Genomic DNA, 20,057 nt, shown 5'->3' on the forward strand with positions numbered 1-20,057 from the left:
AGCCGTGACGATTTCTATGACTATTCCACGGTCACCGACTTGGCCAAGTTGCGCGGTTGGTCTACGTCCAGCCCCCGGCGGGCGGCAATGTGATAGGCGAGAAATTGCAGTGGAATTACCGTCAGCAGCGGCGACAGCAGTTCATCCACTTCCGGTACAGGCAGCAGGTCGTTAAACACTTCGGCGGCGTGCGGATCACTGGGCGGCATCACGCCGATCAGTCGGGCATCGCGGGCCTTGGCTTCCTGCGCGTTAGACAGCACTTTTTCGTAAACGGTTCCAGGCATGGCGATCGCCACCACGGGCACTTTTTCATCCAGCAGGGCGATCGGGCCGTGCTTCATCTCGCCAGCCGGATAGCCCTCTGCATGGATGTAGCTGATCTCCTTCAGCTTTAGCGCTCCCTCTAGGGCGATCGGGAAATTAATGCCGCGCCCCAAAAAGATAAAGTCCTGCGTTTCCACAAACTCATGGGCCAGTTCCTCGATCCGCTTTTCCTGGGTTTCCAGCAGCGCCTCTAGCTGGGCAGGCAGTTGCCAGAGTTGTTTTAGCAGTTCCTCCAGTCGCGTCGGGGAAACCGTCTGGCGGCGATAGGCCAGATCCAGTGACAAACAATAGAACGCCATCAGTTGGGCGATGAAGGTTTTTGTGGCGGCGACCCCAATCTCAATTCCGGCATGGGTATCGATGACGCTATCGACCAGGCGCGTGAGGGTGCTTTGCAAACGGTTGGTAATGCCCAGCAGGCGAGGCTGGTAGGCGGCCGACAGGCTGGCGCGACGGTCTTTTTCGCTGTGGATGGCAGAGAGCGTATCGGCCGTTTCGCCAGATTGGGTCACGCCGATCAGCAGCGTATTGGGAGTTAGCGGCGGCAAGGCATAGCGAAATTCTGAGGCGTAGTGAACCTGGCTGGGAACCTGCGCCAGTTGCTCAAGCAGGTGCTTGCCGACGAGGCTGGCGTGCCAACTGGTGCCGCAGGCGACGATGTGGATCTGCTCCAGGTCAGTATAGAGATCGTCCGGCAAGCCGAGGTTAATCGGATTAGTGCTGCTGGCAGTCGTCCATTCGCTGTTGACATAGGATTCCAAACAGGTTCGCACGACGCTGGGCTGCTCATAGATTTCCTTGAGCATGAAGTGTTTGAAGCCCTGCTTTTCGGTGGTGAGGGAGGTGCTGGCCAGGCGATGGGGGTGCTTTTTGAGGCGATCGCCCGCAAAGGTATACACCTCTACCCCCAGCGGCGACAGGGTTGCCATTTCGCCATTTTCCAGCGGCACGACGGCATGGGTATAGGGCAAAATCGCAGGCACATCCGACGCGCAGAAAAACTCGCCCTGCCCAAACCCCAGCACCAGCGGAGCCTGCTGCCGCGCCACTACAATCTCATCGGCATAATCTGCCGCCAGCACCACAATGGCAAACGCTCCCTCTAGCCGCTGCACCACGCGCCGCACGGCCTCCGTCAGCGGAGAATAGAGGCTGTCTACCTCGCCATTCTGCCGCATGGTTTGCAGGCACTCGGCAACAAGGTTAGGAATGACTTCGGTATCGGTTTCGGTGACAAACTCATAGCCCCGCTGCCGCAGTTCTTCGCGCAGTTCGCGGTAGTTCTCAATGATGCCGTTTTGCACCACCGCCACTTGCCCCGTCATGTCGAAATGGGGATGGGCGTTGTGTTCTTCGGGCTTGCCGTGGGTGGCCCAGCGGGTGTGCCCAATGCCGACGAATCCTGGCAATTCTTCGCCCTCCAGCTTGGACTGGAGGTTAAACAGTTTCCCCTTTGCCCGCACGCGATGCAACTTCCCTTCCCACACGGTGGCGATGCCTGCCGAGTCATAACCCCGATATTCCAGCTTGCGGAGTCCTTCCACAAGAATGCCGCTGGCTGTCTGCGTCCCGATATAGCCCACAATTCCGCACATGGTTTCTGGTCTCCTGGCTCGTCTGACCGTGTTTCAGGGTTGCTCATGCTCGCAATGCTCCATCTAGTTTAGGAGAAAGCGCCGTCAGGAATGCAGCCTTGGTCACGATCGCTGGATCGGCGATCGCACGACGAGCTGTCCTACAAGCCGTCCTACGAGCCATCGGCAATAAAAAACAGGAAGGCGATCGCCCTCCTGCTGGTGGTTGCTATGCGTATCCAAGAACGGATGGAGCGGACACAAGGCCCCGACACCATCCGCTTCTAGACAGGTCTTAGACCAGTCCTAAACAAGTCTTAGACAAAATCCGATCAACCCGAATCCAGTAGATAGACCCTAGTGGAATCAGTTGAATCAAATAGAACCTACTAGAACCTAGTAAGCCAGCCCCATGCTGCGGGTGGTTTCGGCACCCAGATAGACCCGAATGCTCAGGAAGTCAGTAGGGCAAGCCGTTTCGCAGCGCTTGCAGCCGACGCAATCTTCGGTGCGAGGCGAGGAGGCAATTTGTCCGGCTTTGCACCCGTCCCAGGGCACCATTTCCAGAACGTCTAGCGGGCAGGCGCGGACGCACTGGGTGCAGCCGATGCAGGTGTCGTAAATTTTGACTGAATGCGACATGGATATAGAGGCTCCAAACGATCTAGCGACAGGGTTATATCAGAGTAATGCTGTTCGGGCTGCGGCAGGGCGATCGCAAAACGCTGAATCCCTTGACCAGACCGAACCATAACCTTTTGCAGTCGAAACTAGTTTACAGCAGCGCTTTTGCCAGATTCAGAAAACCCTCGAAAAACTTCAAACAACGTAATATCTCAGTTTCAAAATCAATCGTGTATATCAGAAACTCTCCAGTTTCAGCAAGCTTGTTTGAACACTGAAGAACCCCCCTTCAAATTGCAAAGCCTGATGGACACTGGCATGGATTATTAAATTAACCTTGCTTCCCTCCCAAAAGCAGGGGACTCACTTCATAATCTACCTGGGGTATTCCCAGAAACCATAAATTCACTTGAAATTGAACTCTTTTGAAATTTTTGAGAGGCCTAGACTATGGGTTGGCTAAGTAGACTATTCCCTGGCAGCAAAAAGCCTGCAAACGCTTCCGTTGCTCCTGCACCGGCTCAGGCGGGCATCCCCCCTGAAAAGGTTGGGCTGGATGGCGCGTTTGATGAGAGCGGTCTGGCAAAGCGTGTGGCGCTGGCCTTCGATGAAGATCCTCAACTGGACGATCTGGAGCGCCTGTGGGTAGCGCAGTTGGGCAGCAAGGTGGTGCTGAAGGGTGAAGTGCCCAGCCAGGATTACTTGAGCCGTGCAGTGTCTATCGCTCGCGGCGTGAATGGTGCAACAGACGTGGACACCAGCCAGGTCAAAGTTGGCTAGGCAGGCAGTCTGTTTATTGCATTAACCTGTTTATTGCATTAGGCGGTTTACTGCCTTAGGACTGCATTCGCTGCGATCGCCCTCAGATCGTGACTCACAACACAATTCCGACCTGGAGACCTTGCTATACCTAAATCAGACGTTCCTTTCGAGAGCGCAATATCCGGGTCGGGGTAGGGTTTGAGGTGGCTTTTCCATCCAGAGTCCTGCTCCGTTTTCTTGGGAGTTCGCGTTAGCATCTCTCTGAGGGCACGAGTTTTAAGTCTCTGGCAAGGATGCTGCTGAGGTAAGGATGCGCTGCGTATCATGCGGCGCATCCTTACTTTTAGGGTTGACCTGCTTGCATACAATCTGTTTTGCACCTGTGGTGCAACTCTGGGTTGCCACTCTATGTTGCCACCTTGTAGTATGATGTGTTACACTGATGTCGCAGCCTGTTTCTAACGGCGCAAAAGACCGCACCAAGAATCGAACTAAGAGATCGAACTAGGAGATCGAACTAGGAGGATGTTATGGCTGAGTCAGTATGGAATCGCGCTACACAACTTTCATATCGGCTCTAGAGGAATTTAAACTCCAAACGATTGGATTTTCAAACGATTGGACTTGTCCTCTGTGAGCCTCTGATGTTTCAAAGCATCGCTTCAAACTTTTCAGAACTTCAGAACCACAGAGAAATCCAATGACGACTCAATTTACGCTTCTGGCTTTGGGCTGGAGCGATCGCCTTGCACCCCACTTTTCGCCGTATCGAGCAGTGGGATACGTCCCTGCTCGCGTGGCTCAAGAGCATCGCGGCCGCTATCAAGTTTATTGCGAAACCGGAGAATACTCGGCTGAAGTCTCCGGCAAATTTCGCCATCTGGCAACGAGTCCGCGCAGCTTTCCGGCGGTGGGCGATTGGGTGAGTATTGCGCCCTCCCCCGACTCGCCCGCCACTATTCACGCCGTGCTGCCTCGCCAGAGCGAGTTTGTGCGAAAGGCGGCTGGTAGCAAAACTGAGGAGCAGGTGATCGCGGCGAATGTAGACACCGTGTTTCTCATGACCGGGCTAGACCACGACTTTAACCTGCGGCGAGTGGAGCGCTACCTGATGCTGACGTGGGACAGTGGCGCATGGCCCGTGATCGTGCTAAACAAAGCAGACCTATGTCCTGATCTGGGCGATCGCCTGGCTGAGCTAGAGGAAGTAGCGTTTGGCGTGCCGATCGTAACCATTAGCGCTCTGCACGGCGAGGGCATCAATGCACTCAGCCCCTACCTGCAATCTGGACAAACGGTGGCGCTCCTTGGCTCCTCTGGCGTAGGTAAATCTACGCTCACAAATGGGTTGCTGACTCAGGCTGCTCAGGTGACGCAGGCGGTACGAGCTGCCGACAGCCGGGGACGACACACCACCACCGGGCGATCGCTCTGGCTGCTGCCTTCTGGCGCACTCCTGCTAGATACGCCAGGAATGCGTGAATTGCAGCCCTGGGCCACCGAAGACAGCCTCAGCCAAACCTTTGAAGATGTCGAAGCGCTGGCGACGCAGTGCCGCTTTCGCAACTGTCGGCATGAGCAAGAGCCGGGCTGTGCAGTGCAGGGGGCGATCGCCAGCGGAACCCTCGCTCCTAAGCGGCTGGCCAGCTACCAAAAGCTACAAGGCGAGCTAGCTTATCTAGAACGGCGGCAAGATCAACAGGCCCAACTCGCTGAAAAACAGCGCTGGAAGCAAATTCACAAACAACTGCGAAACCATCCCAAGCTGAGGCAATAGTCTATCGAATGTGAAAAGTGAACGTGAAAAGCACTGTCGGTAATCGCTTTGCTAATAGCCCAAGCCAACCTAGCCCGCCTGCACGAGCCGCGCTGCGTATACCTTCTGGTAATAATCCTGATACTCAGCCGAGAGCAGCGGCCGCCACCAATCGGCATTGTCCAGATACCACTGCACCGTTTTGCGGAGTCCGGTTTCCAGCGTTTCGGCGGGTTCCCAGCCCAGTTCAGTCTTGATTTTGGTCGCGTTGATAGCGTAGCGGCGATCGTGCCCCGGACGGTCTTTTACGAAGGTAATCAGTGACCTGGGATCGGCGGGCAGGATAGGGGCCAGTTCCGCCATCAGGTCACAGAGCTTGTGAACCAAGTCGATATTCTTTACCTCATTGCTGCCGCCGATGTTGTAGGTTTCGCCTGGTTTGGCCTGGTGGATCACCGTATCCAGCGCTCGGCAGTGGTCGCCCACATACAGCCAGTCGCGCACATTTTGCCCATCGCCATACACAGGCAGCGATCGCCCCATCAGGATGTTGATGCACATCAGCGGAATCAGTTTTTCGGGGAAGTGGAATGGGCCGTAGTTGTTGGAGCAGTTGGTAATCAGCGTCGGCATCCCGTAGGTGTGGAAGTAGGCTCGTGCCAAGTGGTCGCTGCCTGCTTTGGAGGCGGAATAGGGGCTGTTGGGCGCGTAGGGCGTGGTTTCGCTGAAGGCGGGGTCTTCAGGGTTCAGGCTGCCATACACCTCGTCGGTGGAAACGTGAAGAAATCGGAAGTGGTCGGGCTGTCCCATGCCGTCCCAATGCTGCCGAAACGCTTCCAGCAGCGTGAACGTGCCGACGACGTTGGTTTGCACAAACGCAGCCGGGCCGAGAATCGAGCGATCGACGTGGGATTCTGCCGCCAGATGGGCCACTGTGTCGATCGCCTCTTCCCGCAGCAGTGCGTCAATCAGGGGGCGATCGCAGATATTCCCCTGCACAAACCGGAAGTTGGGATTCGCCTCTAGGGGTTCCAGCGTTTTGCGGTTGCCTGCGTAGGTGAGTGCGTCCAACACAACGAGGCGATCGCCCGGATACTGCTCAGCCCAGTGATAGACCAAGTTTGACGCGATAAAGCCAGCGCCGCCAGTGATTAAGATGCGGCGGGGGGTGCGGAGGATGGAGGTCATAGGAAGGGTAAGAGATGAATTAGGTTGGGGAGGTTAATCTTGGGATGCTTTGGGATGCCTGAGGTAAGCAGAGGTGAGATGGGATGAACCCCTTCCCTCAACAAGACACTACGCGATTCCCTATGCCAGGTCGATCTGGCAATCGTCGCCAATCATAAACCGCAGGGCCTTGGGCCGCTGGGGCGCAACGCGCAGGTTCGCCCGCTGACCAATGACGCTATCCACAATGCGCTGGTGAATGCCCACGATTTTTGCCTGTTGTAGGACAACGCTGTGTTCCAGATCGGTCTCGATCAGCGTCACGCCATCGGCAATGCTGCTGTAGGGCCCGATGAAACAGTTTTCGATGTGGCAATGCCTGCCAATGGACACGGGCCCGCGAATGGTAGAGTTGACAATCTTGGCCCCTTCGCCGATTTCCACACGACCGGAAATTTGACTGCGCTCATCCACATTGCCGCGAATGCTGGACTGCAAGTAGTTGTCCAGAATCAGCCGATTGGCTTCTAGCAGGTCGTCTTTTTTCCCGGTGTCGAGCCACCAGCCCCGGAGTTGAAAGGCTTCGACTTTGTGATTCAAATCGATGAGCTTTTGGATGGCATCGGTAATTTCCAACTCGCCCCGGGCTGAGGGCTGGATCTGGGCGATCGCCTCGTGAATCTTGGGCGAAAACAGGTAAACCCCCACTAGCGCCAGATTAGACGGAGGCACTTTGGGCTTTTCTACCAAACGCAGGATGCGCCCGGTTTCATCCACCTCGGCCACGCCAAAGGCAGTGGGATTTGGCACTTCGCACAGCAGCGTCAGCGCGTCCAGCGTGTTGGTCTTAAACTGATCCACCAGTCCGTCCAGGCAGCCTTCTACCAGGTTGTCGCCCAGGTACATGACAAACGGCGCGTCGCCCAAAAATGGCTGGGCGATTTTGACCGCATGGGCCAGACCCGCAGGCTGGTCTTGCAGGATGTAGGTAATCTGGGCACCAAACTGGCTGCCGTCGCCCGTTTTTGCCTTCACCTCGTCGCCCGTTTCGGGGCTAATAATGATGCCGATTTCCGTGATGCCGCAGGCGGCGATCGCCTCCAGTCCGTACCAGAGAATCGGCTTGTTTGCCACGGGAACCAGTTGCTTTGCGCCAGTGTAGGTTAGGGGACGCAGGCGCGTGCCTTTTCCGCCAGAGAGAACGATGGCTTTCATGGGGTCACCAGAGGTTGGGGATGAGAACGGTCGCGATTTTGGATTTTAGATTTTGGATTTTGGACTTGGATTTTGGAGGACGATTGGGGAGGGGCGCAGGGTTCTAGGGATGAGCGGGCACAGCGGCTTGCAGGTCAGCCAGCATTCGCCGCAGGCTTTGCCGCCAGTAGGGGAGAGAGTCTCCGAGCAGGGCGGCGGTCTTTTTGCCCGACAGCACGGAATAGGCAGGGCGGGGCGCGGGCAGGGGATATTCGTCGGTGGTGATGGGGACGACGCGCTGCACGGTGAGCGGATAGCCCAGGGCTTCGGCTTCTTCAAAAATGGCAACCGCAAAGTCGTACCAGCTAATCACGCCCGTATTCGTAACGTGGTAGATGCCGCCGATGGGGGCTGTGGGCGCGGTCGTAGAGGCATTCAGAGCGCGGACAGTGAAACCTGCGATCGCCCCTGCCAGATCCGCCGCCCAAGTGGGACTGCCGATTTGATCCATGACCACGCGCAGTTCTTCGCGGCTGCTGCCCACGCGCAGCATGGTCTTCACAAAGTTCCCTGTGCCATACACGCCGTAGACCCAGGCCGTTCGCAAAATCATGAACTGATTGGGACGATCGCCCAGCACGTCCTGAATCCCTACCTCTCCCAAATGCTTCGATTTAGCATACGCGCCAACAGGATTGGGCGCATCGGTTTCGAGATAGGGTGTATTCTTCGTGCCGTCAAATACGTAATCTGTGGAAATGTGAATGAGGGATGCACCTGTTTCCTTGCAGCATTCCGCCAGGATTTTTGGAGCCATGCCGTTAATGGTATTTGCCAGTTCTGGTTCCTGTTCTGCTTTGTCTACCGCAGTGTAGGCAGCCGCATTCACAATTACGTCCGGCCGGAGTTCGCAGATCGTTTGCTTGAGCGTGTCCGGCGCGGCAAGGTTCAAGCGAGTGCGATCGCACGCAATCACGTCACCGATGGGCGCGAGCGATCGCACCAGTTCTTGCCCCACCTGCCCGGTTGCGCCCGTGATCAAAATCCGGCTCATGCAAACACCTCCGCCTCGCAAAACGGCGTACCCGCTTGGTCTTTGGCAGAGAGAATCGGTTCGCCCTCCAGCGGCCAGGCGATCGCCAGATCGGGGTCATTCCACAAAATGCTGCGCTCGTGCTGCGGCGCGTAATAGTCCGTCGTTTTATACAGCACTTCGGCACCCTCCGACACCACCACAAACCCGTGGGCAAATCCCGGCGGAACCCAAAGCTGCCGCTTATTTTCGGCGCTCAGTTCGCAACTCACCCACATGCCAAAGGTGCGCGATGATTTTCGCAAATCGAGCGCCACATCGAAGATTGTACCCACGGTAACGCGCACCAGCTTTCCCTGGGTTTGCTGAATTTGGTAATGCATTCCCCGCAGCACGTTTTTAGCAGAGCGGGAATAGTTATCCTGCACAAACCGAAGCTTTAACCCGGTTTTGTCTTGAAAAACCTGCTCGTTGTAGCTCTCAAAAAAAAAGCCGCGACTGTCCCCAAACACCTTGGGTTCCAGGATCAGCACGTCGGGAATTTCGGTCGGAACGACGTTCATTCAAGCCTCTCGCATTTCACTCGGTTGCATTCACTCAGCGCGATCGCTCGCAATCCATTTGCCCGCACCCCGCACCCCGCCATCCTTAATTTATGTATCCCTATTCATGTCACGGAGTCATGTGCGAATTACGCCAGCGCAGCCTTAGCACAGCCTTAGCGCAGCCTTAGCACAGCCCTAGAGTGCCCGCTGAGTTTCAATTGTTAACGAATGCAATCTAGATTCAGTAAAGGTACGGGAAAAGGCGCGGTCAGCAGAGTTTGGAAAAAGATTAAGAAAAAATTAGCAACGGGTGAAGCTTTGGTAGATGTCGGCTAGCGCACCTGGGATCGGCTTCGCAATCCGTTACATGTAGCGGCAGATGTATTTTTATAACTGAATCTCTATGGCGCGGTCTCGCAGACGGGGCGGGTTCGTTGGGCTGAGGGAGCGCTCCCTGGCCGGGGTTCGAGGAGTGACGCAGAGATGGATTAGACGGGCGCTTCCCGCAGGGATTGCTTTGCGAATTGCCCTACCGCTGGCAGGCAGCCTGTCGCTGGGTGGGCTGGGCGTAGGCAGCGCTGCGGAGCCGTTAGATAGGGCCGCAGAATCTGAGGTAAGGCAGTTCGGAACCGAGTGCCCGGTGAATCGCCCCGTTGCCCAGGAAGCTGAGGTAGCGGGGCCTTTGGCGAGCAACGCTGGGGGGCATTCAGCGCCGTTGTTCTCCAGCGTGAGCGATATGCTGAGGGCACTGCCGCTGGCGGCTCCATTTCCCCAGATTCACCCGCAGGCGCGGCTGGGGCGTGTGCCTGTGCTGATGTATCACGACGTGCTGCCCCGCAAAGAGGTGTTTTTTGATGTCACCCCGGCGGAGTTTGAAGCGCACCTGCAAGCCATTCGGGACAACGGACTGACCCCGATTCATCTGGATCAACTGGTGGCGCACCTGGCCACGGGCGCACCGCTGCCGCCGAAGCCTGCTGGTGGCGATCGCCTCCCACAGCATCACCCATCCCAAAAACCTGGCTGATTTGGACGACCCTGAACTGCGCTGGGAAGTGACGGAATCCAAGCGCATATTGGAAGAAAAGCTGGGCGTTTCGGTAAAGCACTTTGTCTATCCCGAAGGCAACTATGACGAGCGGGTAAAGGCAGCCGTGCGGCAGGCGGGCTATCGCTCGGCGCTGACCATGAGCAACCAGGTCGATCGGTTTGCCAACGAATCGGAGGATTTGCTGAGCATCGACCGCCTGGGCCAGTCGAAACTGTCGATGGCGATCGCCCAGTCCGACGGCGGCGCACCCTTGCCACCTCCGGGCAGCGCCTTCAACTTCACGGCCCCGGTTCGCAAGCGCCAGCTAGAGCTAGACGGCGTGCGGCTGGTGCTGTTTTCTGGCGGCCGCCCGGTGACGCTCCACGCCGACAGCCGGTATCAAGTGTCTGAAATTATCGCCAACACGCCCGCCGTTGCTGCGGTAGATGGCGGCTTCTTTTCGATGAAGTATCTCGATTCCAACGTCATGATTGGCCCGGTCTATAGCCAGAACACAGGGCAGTTTGTGCCGGGGAGTGCCTGGGATATTTCCAAAATCGGCGGCCGGCCGCTGGTGCTGGTTGGGCCTGCTGGCGTGAAGTTTGTCCCTTTCAACCCGCAGCAGCACAACACGCTGGCAGGAATTCGCAAGCTGATGCCCGACGTGACGGATGCCTTTGTGGCCGGGGCATGGCTGGTGAAGGATGGAAAGGGGCGATCGCCTGCCTCCTTCCGGGATTTGTTTGGTTTCGACGTGCCGCGCCACCGGGCGTTTTGGGGCATCGACCAGGCAGGACAGCCCGTGGTGGGCGTGTCCAAGGAGCGGGTCGATTCGGTGGCCCTGGGCGAGCTGCTGAGTCGGGCAGGGCTGCGGGAGGTGGTGATGCTAGATTCGGGCGCAAGCGCGTCGCTGGCCTACGGAGATGAGCTGCTGGTGGACTATACGCCCCGCCCCGTGCCCCACGCCGTTGCGCTGTTTCCGCCCGTCGAAAGCGAGATGGCGCAGGGCTGTAGCGAACTTCCTGTGGCCAGGGCCGAGTCTGGCTGCAATGGGCGCGATCGCTGTCTGGATGCCCTCACCGCGTTTGTACCGGGCACTGCGCCGCTGGATTCGGTTCCTCGATAAGTCCCCTGCGATTCCTGTCCCGATGATTCCTGGAATCTGTCATGACTCAACCTGCGACCTCCTCTTCACAGCCGACTGAATCGCCCAAGCCGCCCAAGCCGACGGTCTGGGTGCGCCCGCGACTCCTGGGCTGGCGCAGTGCGTTAACCAACGGGCGATCGCCCCATGCGTTGAAGCGGTGGGTTGGGCGGTTCTGGCTGCCACTGCTGCTGGGGCTGGGGGTTTTGCTGGGGGCATTGGGCCTACATTCGCTGGGGAACCCCTCAGTGTGGAATCCGCTGCTGCGCGTGGGTCGTCTACCCTGGCTGGAGATTCAGGCTGGCCAGACCGTGGGGCAACGGGAAAACCCAGGGGCGATCGCCCTCTCCACTTCAGCGAATCCCGCCGGAGATCTGACCGAAGACCGTGACGAAGGCCGGGCCCCCCGACCGCTGCCCCGCTACGGACACTTTGCCTTTGCCGAAGCCGACCCAGCGGATTTGATGGTCGTCGCCAGCTATTCCCAGGACGTGACCCAGCGGTTTGAGCAGTTGCACACCGATGCAGGGCTGGCGCTGCTACAGATGATCGACGCGGCCCGGCTGGAGGGCGTGTGGATTGTGCCCGTGTCGGGGTTTCGGGACTATGAGCGGCAAACTCGCCTGTTTCGCATGAAAACCCATCAGTACGGTTCAGCAGAAGCGGCCGCACGGGCGGTGGCTCCCCCTGGCCACAGCGAACACCACACAGGCTATGCCATTGACCTGTCGGACGGGCTGGCGCGGGCGATGGACATCAGCCCGGCCTTTGGCAAAACGGCGGCCTATGCGTGGCTCACGCGCCGCGCGGCCGAGTTTGGCTTTGAGCTATCCTTTCCTGAAAATAATCCCCAGGGCGTGCAGTACGAACCCTGGCACTGGCGCTATGTGGGCACTCCAGAGGCGCGGCGGCTGTTTGAACCCGTCAAGTCTGAGGTCAGGAGCGTGGGGTAGAGGCTGATTTTGGGTTTTGGATTTTGGGTTTTGGATTTTAGATTTTGGAGTGGGGTAAATCAGCTTTTCACGGGGCGGATGAGGACGACGGGGGTTTGCTCGTCGGCGTTGCCAGCGGGGTTGCTGATTAGCGCCTGGGTTAGAAACTCGTCGGTGAGTCCGGCGGTGGCGGCCAGCACTTTCACGGCTTTCAGGTCGTTCACATCGACGATTGCTGCCGCCAGTCCGGTTTCGCGCTTGATCTGGTCAACCACCTGATGCGGATTTTCGGGCCCCAGCACAATGAACTGGTCGTAGGGCGGCAGTGTGCCCGTCACGTCGTCGATCAGTCGCGCCTGCTCGCCTGCAAGCTGGTAGAACAAGCCCGGTTTTTTGAGGAACTTTTTGGCGATCGCCCCCAGCAGAAATGCCCCCGCCACGCGCCACGGCCCGACGATATTCACCAGCGTTTGCATTCCGCAGGCCGTGGCCAGGCTGGAGGTAGGCAAAAAGTAGTAGCACAGGCGCTTTGCCAGCCAGCCGGGTTTGATTTCCGAGGGATGATGAAAGCGGTCTTGCATAATGGCGACGGGCGTTTCGCCAATGGTCACTACGTCGCCGGGCTGGGCGTGGGGCATAACGTAGCGCTTCACCACCGTTACGGGATCATCCAAATGTGTTAACAGGTGGGTGCGAATGGGCAGCACGTCGGCGGCGGCGGTGGGTCGCCAGCGGTGCGAGTCTTCGCTGCTAGGAAACTTCAGCGGCACCATTACATGACGCACCTTGGGAATGCGGCCTTGAGGCCCGTAGGTGATGTAGTGAATCCGCACCCAAGCAGCTTGCAGGCTGCTGAGGTCGGGGCCTTTGATTTCGAGCGTTACTTCAGCATGGGTCGTCTTGCCAACTTTGACGATATAGCCAAACCAGTAGCCATCGGCGCGGGCGGGCGCGTCGGCGTGTTTCGGCGTGACCCAGATGCGGTGCGTGATGCCGTCGAGGGAGTCTTTGGAAAGCAGCGTCACTTCGGCCTCTACGTGGGGCACCATGATTTCCAGCCGCTCGGTCAGGTTGCGAAACTCCACATCGCCCACCAGCACGTAGCGATCCGGCTCGTAGACATCCAGGTTCCACTCGCCGGGAGTGAGTACCAGGGCATTGCCCGGACGATGGCGAAACTGTGCTTCCCAGGCGATCGCCCCCAGTCCCACCAGCCCTGCTGCAATCCCCAATCCCGTTGTGATGATTCCCACGTCCGTCATGCTCCCAACTATCGCCCTTCAGACTCTTCAGACTACTACACCAGAAGACTACACCAGAAGACTGGACAACCCCGGTTCCTTGAAGCAATCGTCTTAGGCCAGAGATAAATTTACAAACCTTATTATTCTGCGTTAGGATGCACTCGGAATTCCTAATTTTTTAATTTTTATAAAAGCTGTTATTGCTATCAACTGTCCCTAAATCTTCAAAGTCATAGTCGCAGAATCGTAAGTGTCAGGTTTCCTGCGTCCCCTATTCCCTCCAGAATTCTCCAGCGCTGCAATCCACCTACGCTGCTTGGATTCTAGGATTTGGTAGACGGCGGTTCTTGCGTATTCTATCGGTTCAGTTGATGGTCGATTCATTAGCTCAAGCAATACGTTAAGCCTACTAGACTGAGCGCAAGCCTACACGGAGCAACTATGCAGAGATTGGTTGGAATTGAGCGGGCGTGTTTGATTGGGCATTTGGTAGCGATGGCGTTTGGGCTGGCGGGTCTGCTGCTGGTCATGCCCCATCCCGAATTTTTGACCCATGTGCCCGCTGGTCAAACGCTGTTTCGCTGGAGTATGGCGGGCGGCGGCGTGGTGTATATCCTGCTGGGGGCGATCGCTGTTTCGATTTATGCCTACCGGACGCTCGGTCTGCGGGCGTGGCTCACGTTCCTGGTCTGCTCTGTGGGGCTGTCCCTCACCAGCGAACTGCTGGGCACCAGCACGGGCTTTCCCTTTGGACACTACAGCTATCTCAGCGGCTTAGGCTACAAAATTAACGGCCTGGTTCCCTTCACGATTCCGCTGTCCTGGTATTACCTGGGGCTGTCGTCCTACCTGCTGGCGCGGGCAGGGCTGGAGACAGACAAGCCTACGTCTGGGTTTCTGACCGTTGCGCGGGGAGCGGCGGCGGTGTTCTTGGGTGCGCTACTGCTCACCTCCTGGGACTTTGTGCTAGACCCCGCCATGAGCCAAACCGCGATGCCGTTCTGGTATTGGCACCAGCCCGGTGCATTTTTTGGAATGCCGTATCAGAACTTCGTTGGCTGGCTGGGCACGGGAGCGGTGTTTATGACCGTCGCGGTGCTGCTGTGGGGGCGCACTGTTGCTAAGCCTCAAGCCACTCAGTTGAACTTTCCGCTTACGGTTTATTTGGGCAACTTCGCCTTTGCAATGGTGATGAGCCTCGCCTTTGGGTTCTGGATTCCGGTGCTGCTGGGCATTTTGTTAGGCGTGATTCCGGCGATGTTGTGCTGGCGGCAGAGCTACTTGCTGAGTGAAAAATCGGCCGCCACCGAAGCCTCTCTCAAGCCCCCAGTGCGCGTTGGGGTGAGCGCCAATTGAGTGGGGCAGAGATGACGGCATGGGAGGCTGGGCTGATGGGCGGGTCGGGGGCGATCGCCCTCCTCCTCTTACTCATCCAACTTCCTGCCACAGCGATCCTGCTGACCCGCCTGCTCAGCGCCGCCCGTCGCACTGCGCCCCTGCATCCCCAAAGCGCAACGCCAGCTATGCTGGGCAGCGTCAGCGTTGTGATTCCCACGCTGAATGAAGCGCATCGGCTCCAGCCCTGTTTGGATGGGCTAACTCGCCAGGGCTATGAACTGCGGGAAGTGATTGTGGTCGATAGCCATTCCCAGGACGGCACGGTGGATCTGGTGAAAGCCGTTGCCCAGCGCGATCCGCGATTTCGCGTGGTATACGACGATCCGCTGCCTGCGGGCTGGGTCGGTCGTCCCTGGGCGCTTCACACCGGCTATCTGCACAGCAGCCCCCACAGCGAGTGGATCTTGGGCATCGATGCCGACACACAGCCGCAGCCGGGGCTGATTCCAGCCTTGCTCCGGGCGGCTCAGACAGATCAGTATGACCTGATTACCCTTGCGCCGCGATTTATCTTGAAGCAGCCAGGGGAATGGTGGCTACAGCCTGCGCTGCTGATGACGCTGATCTATCGGTTTGGGGCGGCGGGAAGTCCGGCCGACGCGCCTGAGCGCACGATGGCGAATGGTCAGTGTTGCCTGATTCGGCGATCGCTCTTAGACTCCCTCAACGGCTATACCTGTGCCCGCCAGTCCTTTTGCGATGATGTGACGCTGGTACGCGAGGCGGCGCGGCGCGGCGCAAAGGTCGGCTTTCTCGACGGTTCCAGCCTGCTGAAAGTCCGCATGTACGAGGGCACGGGCGAAACCTGGCGCGAATGGGGGCGATCGCTCGATCTCAAAGATGCCAGCACCCCCGCCCAAACCTGGAGCGACGTAGCGTTTTTGCTTGCGGTGCAGGCGCTACCCTGGCTACTGGTTCCGGCGGTGCTAACGATTCTGGCAGTCTGTCCCATCGCTGCCTCGCCAACCCTCCTCGCCCTGCTAGCACTCAACCTCTGTTTGCTCCTGCTGCGCCTCGGCACCCACTTCGGCATTTGCTCCGCCTACGATCGCCCCGGCAGCCGTTTTCCTCTCGCTTTCTGGCTCTCTCCCCTCGCTGATCCGCTAGCTGCCCTCCGCATCCTCCGCTCTGCCAGCCGCAAGCCCACGCAATGGCGTGGCCGACGGTATGAGTAGACGGTATGAGTAAAGGTTTGAATGATCAAAGGTTTGAGGAATCAGAGGTTAAAGTGCTGGAATGACGGGGAGATCCTGAAATAACCAGCGGCGATCGCCCCATTGCCTTCCTCTATCTCTCCTCCTCTATCTCTACCGCTCTTTCCCATGCTCAATTCTCTCGACACCATTACCCTCGGTATCCTTGGCAGCGGCATTGCGGGCCTTGCCACAGGTCTAGGCGCACTGCCCATTTTCCTATTTGAAAAAATTAGCAAGAACACCCAGGGCATCCTGCTGGGCTTTGGGGCAGGCGTAATGCTGGCGGCAACGGCATTTTCGCTGGTGATTCCAGGACTGGAAGCAGCAATGGAGCGGACGGGTAGCAATGCCTACGCTGCACTGATTGTGTCGCTAGGCATCGGGCTGGGCGGACTCTTCCTCTGGCTGAGCCATCGCTATTTCCCCCACGAACACTTTTTCAAGGGGCGTGAGGGCAGCAGCGCTGTGAACCTGAAGCGGGTGTGGCTATTTGTGATGGCGATCGCCATTCACAATTTTCCTGAAGGTTTGGCAGTTGGCGTAGGCTTTGGCGGTGACGATATTTCCAACGGCATTGCGCTAGCGCTGGGCATCGCCCTGCAAAACATTCCAGAGGGGCTGGTGGTCGCTATTTCGCTGCTGTCTGAAAATTACTCCAAGCCCAGGGCGCTATTCGTCAGCTTGCTCACAGGCCTAGTGGAACTGGTGGGTGGCATCTTGGGGGCAATGGCGGTTTCTCTGTTTTCAGCAATCTTGCCGCTGGCGATGGGCTTTGCAGCAGGCGCGATGTTGTTTGTCATCAGCGATGAAATCATTCCTGAATCGCACCGATTAGGCTACGAAAAAGCCGCAACGGTCGGCGTGATGGTGGGCTTTGTGCTGATGATGGTGCTGGATGTGACGGTTGGGTGAGGAGCGTTCGATAGTGGGGCGATGCCGCTCCCCAAAAGCGAAGGTGCTGCATGGACTAACCCACGCAACACCTCCCTACTAATTCGCAACTCTAGCCACCAATCAACCGGGCATTAGCCAATCAAGCATTAGTAGCGATAGCCACCGCCATAGCTGTTGTTGCTACCGGGCTTGTGAACGATGAAGCTCATCACCTGGCACTGCTTGATGTTGTCAAACGCTACCACGCGAATGTAGCAGTTCGGAAACTCTGAGCGGCACTGCTGCACCTCATTCAGCACTTCCTGCGGAGAAGTTGCGTTGAACAAGGGCAGCTTCCACATCGTCCAGTAGTGCATCTCAGCCGCAGAGTCTTCGTTGAACTCAATGCACGGGAAATAACCCTGATCGAGGGTGTACTGGATTTGACGGGCAATCTGCGCGTCGGTCAATGGAGGCAGGTAGGAAAAGGTTTCGTACCGGCGCTCTTTCGGTAAAGTCTTCATGGGTTCCTCTATTCTTCAGACGTTGAATCTTGTTCTGGATGCATACTGGTAGTACCGGGGTCAAGCTGCGTCATCCGCTCAAGCTGCTCACAGCGCCGCTCCGTATTTGCCTGCTGAATGCCTGTACGGAGCATCTCTGGCAGAAATTCGGCAATCTCCTCAGCAATATGTTCTCGCACGGTCAAGATCCGAAAGGCAAGGGCCTGATCCTCTTTGAACAAAGCTTGGAGGTAGGACTCGCTGTTTTCGATTCGCTCGCGGCGAGAAAATTCATGCAGCCGGAGGGCGCGGGGCGGATCAGTTTCACTAAGCTGAGCCATCACTGTCCGCATTGCCTGAAACGTCAGGTAGCTGATCAGCGTCTTGCTCGTTTCCTTGGCGATCTGTTTGAGATCCATGCAGTTGACCCCAAAGGGGTGAAAGGTTGAACTCTGAGGAATAAAGAATGAGTGCTAATACTTATACCCTCAATTCATGGCTGAGAGCGTAAACCAAGCATCAATTCACTCCCTATTCCTCATCTGCCAGCCCTTCTCATCAGACGGTATCCACCGCCTCAAACTCGAACTTGATTTCCTTCCACAGTTCGCAAGCGGTAGCCAGCTTCGCGGATGATGTCGCCACCTTCGCGCATCAGGTCGCGGCCTTCGTTCCGAGCTTGCAAGCAGGCTTCCAGGGCCACGCGGTTTGCCGTCGCGCCCGGTGCGTTGCCCCAGGGGTGACCCAGCGTGCCACCACCAAACTGAAGCACTGCATCATCGCCAAAGATTTCCACCAGCGCGGGCATATGCCAAACGTGGATACCACCGGAAGCAACTGCCATCACGCCCGGCATAGAAGCCCAGTCTTGGGTGAAGTAGATGCCCTTGGAGGGGTCGCGCTCGACGTAGTTTTCACGCAGCAGATCCACAAAGCCGAGGGTCACCGCTTTGTCGCCCTCCAGCTTGCCCACCACGGTTCCAGTGTGGATGTGGTCGCCGCCAGACATCCGCAAGCACTTCGCCAACACGCGGAAGTGCATCCCGTGGTTCTTCTGGCGGTCGATCACGGCGTGCATGGCGCGGTGAATGTGCAGCAGAACGCCGTTGTCGCGGCACCACTTGGACAGGGTGGTGTTGGCGGTAAACCCTGCGGTCAAGAAGTCATGCATGATGATGGGCATGTTGAGTTCTTTAGCATACTCAGCCCGCTTGAGCATTTCTTCGCAGGTAGCCGCGGTCACGTTGAGGTAGTGGCCTTTGATTTCGCCCGTTTCAGCCTGAGCTTTGTGGATGGCTTCAGCCACGAAGGTGAAGCGATCGCGCCAGCGCTGGAAGGGCTGGGAGTTGATGTTTTCGTCATCCTTGGTGAAGTCTAGACCACCGCGCAGACATTCGTACACGGCACGACCGTAGTTCTTCGCCGACAGACCAAGCTTGGGCTTGATGGTGCAGCCCAGCAGGGGACGACCATACTTGTTAATCTTGTCACGCTCGACCTGAATGCCGTGGGGTGGGCCCTGGAAGGTTTTCAGGTAGGCTACGGGAATTCGCAAATCTTCCAGACGCAGGGCCTTCAGGGCTTTGAAACCGAATACGTTACCCACGATAGAGGTAAGCATGTTGGTGACAGAGCCTTCTTCAAACAGATCCAGCGGATAGGCGATATAGGCAATGAACTGGTTGTCTTCGCCGCGGACAGGTTCAATGTCGTAGCAACGACCCTTGTAACGATCGAGGTCAGTCAGCAAATCGGTCCACACCGTTGTCCAGGTGCCGGTGGAGGACTCAGCCGCAACGGCTGCGCCCGCCTCTTCGGGCGGCACACCGGGCTGGGGGGTGACCCGGAAGGCGGCCAGAATGTCCGTGTCTTTGGGCGTGTAGTCGGGGGTGTAATACGTCAGGCGGTAGTCCTTAACCCCAGCCTGGTACCCAGCTTTTGCCTGGGTCTTGGTTTGCGAATAAGACATCGTTTCCCTTCCTGTGAATCACTGTTTTCAGAGCGTATGAAACCCTGCCTGCGTAAAACTACACACAGGCGACATACCGCTAGCTGCGCGCTCAGCGCATGATCTCAGACGCAGCGGACTGGCATTAACAAAGTCTTTATGTTCAGGGCAAAGGGTAGAACAGACTTGACGTTGAGCGACCTGCAAACTGCCCTGATCACGGGTTCAAAACAAAATATATCAGGGAATGAAACCGATTCAATAAGCTAAAAGTTGAAACTTCTTGGCCTCTCAATAATCTGCATTTATATTTCTAAAGGTTCTTAACTATTTTTTAAGATTTTTGGACACGGCAAGCGACTGCGAAGCCCTGCCATGCTCCAACTTAGCAGTGTAGAAACGAGGCAGGTCAAAACCGGATGAGGACATCTGAGACGACAAGCCGTCTATTTCGTTACAACTCGTTATGATCGGATGGGATATCGCTTCCCGCTTTTTCGTCCTGAAGCTCCAGTTTGACAATGCGGGGCGGTTAAATGATTCGGTTGAAGCATTTTGCGATCGCCCTCCTGCACTTCCCAGATAATGCACCCAGATGATGCACGCCCCCTGCATTCCCCATGACGCATTCCCCCGCCAGCGATTTTTCCCCGTTTCCAGTGCCCGTGCAGCGGCGGCATCAAGATCCGTCTGGGCTGTGGTCGCGGGTATGGTCGGGGTCGGTGGTGCTGCATATTCTACTGCTGCTGGCGGTGCTGCCCTCGCTGAAGACTGCCGTTGAGCGGTCTAGAGGGGGAGGCGCGGCGA

The 20,057-nt window shown here is 57.3% G+C and carries 18 protein-coding genes and 2 pseudogenes; 10 read left to right on the forward strand and 10 right to left on the reverse strand.

Features of this window, described 5'->3' with window-relative positions; genetic code table 11:
• Positions 1 to 20: 20 nt before the first annotated feature.
• On the reverse strand, positions 21 to 1,922 hold the full coding sequence (gene glmS, locus IGS51_RS03945) for a glutamine--fructose-6-phosphate transaminase (isomerizing) (RefSeq protein WP_297076166.1): 1,902 nt from the start codon (positions 1,920 to 1,922) through the stop codon (positions 21 to 23).
• A 90-nt stretch (positions 1,923 to 2,012) separates the two neighbouring features.
• Here glmS and IGS51_RS03950 point away from each other — a divergent pair, with 90 nt between their 5' ends.
• Positions 2,013 to 2,189 (forward strand): hypothetical protein, encoded by a 177-nt coding sequence (locus tag IGS51_RS03950; RefSeq protein WP_297076168.1) that lies wholly within the window; start codon positions 2,013 to 2,015, stop codon positions 2,187 to 2,189.
• 108 nt (positions 2,190 to 2,297) lie between these two features.
• Here IGS51_RS03950 and psaC read toward each other — a convergent pair whose 3' ends face one another.
• Positions 2,298 to 2,543: a photosystem I iron-sulfur center protein PsaC gene (psaC, locus tag IGS51_RS03955; protein ID WP_012307203.1), complete on the reverse strand. Its 246-nt coding sequence runs from the start codon at positions 2,541 to 2,543 to the stop codon at positions 2,298 to 2,300.
• 432 nt (positions 2,544 to 2,975) lie between these two features.
• Between psaC and IGS51_RS03960 the strand changes: the two genes are divergently transcribed.
• Entirely contained in the window at positions 2,976 to 3,305 is a 330-nt protein-coding gene (locus IGS51_RS03960; RefSeq protein WP_297076192.1) for a BON domain-containing protein, read from the forward strand.
• A gap of 682 nt (positions 3,306 to 3,987) precedes the next feature.
• Positions 3,988 to 5,064, forward strand: coding sequence for a ribosome small subunit-dependent GTPase A (rsgA, locus tag IGS51_RS03965; RefSeq protein ID WP_297076195.1), 1,077 nt, complete (start codon positions 3,988 to 3,990; stop codon positions 5,062 to 5,064).
• A gap of 69 nt (positions 5,065 to 5,133) precedes the next feature.
• On the opposite strand, the gene rfbB is transcribed toward rsgA, so the two are convergent.
• The 4 genes from rfbB to rfbC form a co-directional block, all read right to left on the reverse strand.
• Positions 5,134 to 6,231 (reverse strand): dTDP-glucose 4,6-dehydratase, encoded by a 1,098-nt coding sequence (gene rfbB / locus IGS51_RS03970; RefSeq protein ID WP_297076198.1) that lies wholly within the window; start codon positions 6,229 to 6,231, stop codon positions 5,134 to 5,136.
• A gap of 120 nt (positions 6,232 to 6,351) precedes the next feature.
• Positions 6,352 to 7,425 carry a glucose-1-phosphate thymidylyltransferase gene (locus tag IGS51_RS03975; RefSeq protein WP_297076202.1) on the reverse strand — a complete coding sequence of 358 codons (1,074 nt, stop codon included), beginning with the start codon at positions 7,423 to 7,425 and terminating at the stop codon, positions 6,352 to 6,354.
• 103 nt (positions 7,426 to 7,528) lie between these two features.
• The gene (gene rfbD, locus IGS51_RS03980; RefSeq protein WP_297076204.1) at positions 7,529 to 8,458 is read right to left on the reverse strand and encodes a dTDP-4-dehydrorhamnose reductase; all 930 of its coding nucleotides are present in this window, start codon (positions 8,456 to 8,458) and stop codon (positions 7,529 to 7,531) included.
• Entirely contained in the window at positions 8,455 to 9,000 is a 546-nt protein-coding gene (gene rfbC, locus IGS51_RS03985; RefSeq protein WP_297076207.1) for a dTDP-4-dehydrorhamnose 3,5-epimerase, read from the reverse strand. The genes rfbD and rfbC overlap by 4 nt, the downstream gene beginning before the upstream one ends.
• Positions 9,001 to 9,499: 499 nt before the next feature.
• Here rfbC and IGS51_RS03990 point away from each other — a divergent pair, with 499 nt between their 5' ends.
• Genes IGS51_RS03990 through IGS51_RS04000 form a run of 3 tightly spaced genes read left to right on the forward strand, consistent with a single transcriptional unit; the run spans position 9,500 to position 12,109 of the window.
• Entirely contained in the window at positions 9,500 to 10,009 is a 510-nt protein-coding gene (locus IGS51_RS03990) for a hypothetical protein (protein WP_297076210.1), read from the forward strand.
• On the forward strand, positions 9,963 to 11,138 hold the full coding sequence (locus tag IGS51_RS03995; RefSeq protein ID WP_297076213.1) for a polysaccharide deacetylase family protein: 1,176 nt from the start codon (positions 9,963 to 9,965) through the stop codon (positions 11,136 to 11,138). The genes IGS51_RS03990 and IGS51_RS03995 overlap by 47 nt, the downstream gene beginning before the upstream one ends.
• Positions 11,139 to 11,179: 41 nt before the next feature.
• The gene (locus IGS51_RS04000; protein WP_297076216.1) at positions 11,180 to 12,109 is read left to right on the forward strand and encodes a D-alanyl-D-alanine carboxypeptidase family protein; all 930 of its coding nucleotides are present in this window, start codon (positions 11,180 to 11,182) and stop codon (positions 12,107 to 12,109) included.
• 59 nt (positions 12,110 to 12,168) lie between these two features.
• On the opposite strand, the gene IGS51_RS04005 is transcribed toward IGS51_RS04000, so the two are convergent.
• Complete coding sequence (locus tag IGS51_RS04005) at positions 12,169 to 13,350, reverse strand: F420-0:Gamma-glutamyl ligase (protein WP_297076217.1); 1,182 nt, start codon at positions 13,348 to 13,350, stop codon at positions 12,169 to 12,171.
• 423 nt (positions 13,351 to 13,773) lie between these two features.
• Between IGS51_RS04005 and cruF the strand changes: the two genes are divergently transcribed.
• The 3 genes from cruF (at position 13,774) to IGS51_RS04020 (ending at position 16,838) form a co-directional block, all read left to right on the forward strand.
• Positions 13,774 to 14,688 carry a gamma-carotene 1'-hydroxylase CruF gene (gene cruF / locus IGS51_RS04010; protein ID WP_297076218.1) on the forward strand — a complete coding sequence of 305 codons (915 nt, stop codon included), beginning with the start codon at positions 13,774 to 13,776 and terminating at the stop codon, positions 14,686 to 14,688.
• A gap of 11 nt (positions 14,689 to 14,699) precedes the next feature.
• Complete coding sequence (cruG, locus tag IGS51_RS04015) at positions 14,700 to 15,905, forward strand: 2'-O-glycosyltransferase CruG (RefSeq protein ID WP_297076220.1); 1,206 nt, start codon at positions 14,700 to 14,702, stop codon at positions 15,903 to 15,905.
• A 147-nt stretch (positions 15,906 to 16,052) separates the two neighbouring features.
• A complete protein-coding gene (locus IGS51_RS04020) occupies positions 16,053 to 16,838 on the forward strand; it encodes a ZIP family metal transporter (protein ID WP_297076222.1) in 786 nt (261 codons plus the stop codon).
• A 128-nt stretch (positions 16,839 to 16,966) separates the two neighbouring features.
• Here IGS51_RS04020 and IGS51_RS04025 read toward each other — a convergent pair whose 3' ends face one another.
• The 3 genes and pseudogenes from IGS51_RS04025 to IGS51_RS04035 form a co-directional block, all read right to left on the reverse strand.
• Entirely contained in the window at positions 16,967 to 17,323 is a 357-nt protein-coding gene (locus IGS51_RS04025) for a ribulose bisphosphate carboxylase small subunit (protein WP_172355935.1), read from the reverse strand.
• 8 nt (positions 17,324 to 17,331) lie between these two features.
• Complete coding sequence (locus IGS51_RS04030; RefSeq protein ID WP_297076225.1) at positions 17,332 to 17,721, reverse strand: chaperonin family protein RbcX; 390 nt, start codon at positions 17,719 to 17,721, stop codon at positions 17,332 to 17,334.
• 139 nt (positions 17,722 to 17,860) lie between these two features.
• Positions 17,861 to 19,271: pseudogene (locus IGS51_RS04035) on the reverse strand (form I ribulose bisphosphate carboxylase large subunit).
• A gap of 599 nt (positions 19,272 to 19,870) precedes the next feature.
• Here IGS51_RS04035 and IGS51_RS04040 point away from each other — a divergent pair.
• A pseudogene (locus IGS51_RS04040) lies at positions 19,871 to 20,057 on the forward strand (hypothetical protein); the annotation flags it as partial.

The sequence above is a fragment of the Thermoleptolyngbya sp. M55_K2018_002 genome, from assembly GCF_015295965.1.
In the GTDB taxonomy this organism is placed as follows: domain Bacteria; phylum Cyanobacteriota; class Cyanobacteriia; order Elainellales; family Elainellaceae; genus Thermoleptolyngbya; species Thermoleptolyngbya sichuanensis.

Excerpts from the sequence above, each read along its gene's own strand:
- glmS (WP_297076166.1), bottom strand. The coding sequence starts at position 1,922 with ATGTGCGGAATTGTGGGCTATATCGGGACGCAGACAGCCAGCGGCATT.
- IGS51_RS03950 (WP_297076168.1), top strand. The coding sequence starts at position 2,013 with ATGCAGCCTTGGTCACGATCGCTGGATCGGCGATCGCACGACGAGCTG.
- psaC (WP_012307203.1), bottom strand. The coding sequence starts at position 2,543 with ATGTCGCATTCAGTCAAAATTTACGACACCTGCATCGGCTGCACCCAG.
- IGS51_RS03960 (WP_297076192.1), top strand. The coding sequence starts at position 2,976 with ATGGGTTGGCTAAGTAGACTATTCCCTGGCAGCAAAAAGCCTGCAAAC.
- rsgA (WP_297076195.1), top strand. The coding sequence starts at position 3,988 with ATGACGACTCAATTTACGCTTCTGGCTTTGGGCTGGAGCGATCGCCTT.
- rfbB (WP_297076198.1), bottom strand. The coding sequence starts at position 6,231 with ATGACCTCCATCCTCCGCACCCCCCGCCGCATCTTAATCACTGGCGGC.
- IGS51_RS03975 (WP_297076202.1), bottom strand. The coding sequence starts at position 7,425 with ATGAAAGCCATCGTTCTCTCTGGCGGAAAAGGCACGCGCCTGCGTCCC.
- rfbD (WP_297076204.1), bottom strand. The coding sequence starts at position 8,458 with ATGAGCCGGATTTTGATCACGGGCGCAACCGGGCAGGTGGGGCAAGAA.
- rfbC (WP_297076207.1), bottom strand. The coding sequence starts at position 9,000 with ATGAACGTCGTTCCGACCGAAATTCCCGACGTGCTGATCCTGGAACCC.
- IGS51_RS04000 (WP_297076216.1), top strand. The coding sequence starts at position 11,180 with ATGACTCAACCTGCGACCTCCTCTTCACAGCCGACTGAATCGCCCAAG.
- IGS51_RS04005 (WP_297076217.1), bottom strand. The coding sequence starts at position 13,350 with ATGACGGACGTGGGAATCATCACAACGGGATTGGGGATTGCAGCAGGG.
- cruF (WP_297076218.1), top strand. The coding sequence starts at position 13,774 with ATGCAGAGATTGGTTGGAATTGAGCGGGCGTGTTTGATTGGGCATTTG.
- cruG (WP_297076220.1), top strand. The coding sequence starts at position 14,700 with ATGACGGCATGGGAGGCTGGGCTGATGGGCGGGTCGGGGGCGATCGCC.
- IGS51_RS04020 (WP_297076222.1), top strand. The coding sequence starts at position 16,053 with ATGCTCAATTCTCTCGACACCATTACCCTCGGTATCCTTGGCAGCGGC.
- IGS51_RS04025 (WP_172355935.1), bottom strand. The coding sequence starts at position 17,323 with ATGAAGACTTTACCGAAAGAGCGCCGGTACGAAACCTTTTCCTACCTG.
- IGS51_RS04030 (WP_297076225.1), bottom strand. The coding sequence starts at position 17,721 with ATGGATCTCAAACAGATCGCCAAGGAAACGAGCAAGACGCTGATCAGC.